The sequence below is a fragment of the Kitasatospora sp. MBT66 genome (genome assembly GCF_000710405.2).
Classification (GTDB): Bacteria; Actinomycetota; Actinomycetes; order Streptomycetales; family Streptomycetaceae; genus Kitasatospora; species Kitasatospora purpeofusca.
Genome location: NZ_JAIY01000006.1, coordinates 131,833 through 132,484, shown reverse-complemented (window position 1 = coordinate 132,484; position 652 = coordinate 131,833). Strand labels below are relative to the sequence as shown.

Below are 652 nucleotides of genomic sequence, written 5' to 3'. Positions count from 1 at the left end.
GTCGCCGTCCTCTCCCGCCAGGAGCCGAGCCGGACGGCCATCGGCTTCGAATCGGCCGAATTCGACAATTCGGGCAGGTATGTCGAAATCGATCTGCCGGGCCTGACCGTGGCCAGCCTCTACCTCCCCTCCGGAGAAGTCGGCACCGAACGCCAGGAGGAGAAGGAGCGCTTCATGGCGGAGTTCCTCGTCCACCTGCAGAAGCTCCGCACCCGCGCCGCCGCCGACGGCCGCGAGGTCGTGGTCTGCGGCGACTGGAACATCGCCCACCGCCCCGAGGACCTCAAGAACTGGAAGTCCAACCAGAAGGCCGCCGGCTTCCTCCCCGAGGAGCGCGCCTGGCTCTCCCGCGTCTACGACGAGGCCGGCTACGTCGACGTCGTCCGCCGCCTCCACCCCGACCGCACCGGCCCCTACTCCTGGTGGTCCTACCGGGGCCGCGCCTTCGACAACGACTCGGGCTGGCGGATCGACCTCCAGGTCGCCACCCCCGGCCTGGCCGCCCGGGCCGTCGAGGCCTACGTCGAACGCGCCGAGACCCACGCGGAGCGCTGGTCCGACCACGCGCCCGTCACCGCCGTGTTCGACCTGAGCATCGAGTAGCGTCCTCGCGGTTCGTTGCTGCGCCCGTCCTGCGGCGTTCTGCACGGTC

1 protein-coding gene is annotated in these 652 nt (G+C 70.6%); it reads left to right on the top strand.

Annotated elements, in window-relative coordinates; translation table 11 throughout:
* Positions 1–603: exodeoxyribonuclease III (locus BI06_RS13145; RefSeq protein ID WP_043468189.1), on the top strand; the 603-nt coding region annotated here is incomplete at its 5' end.
* Positions 604–652 lie beyond the last annotated feature (49 nt).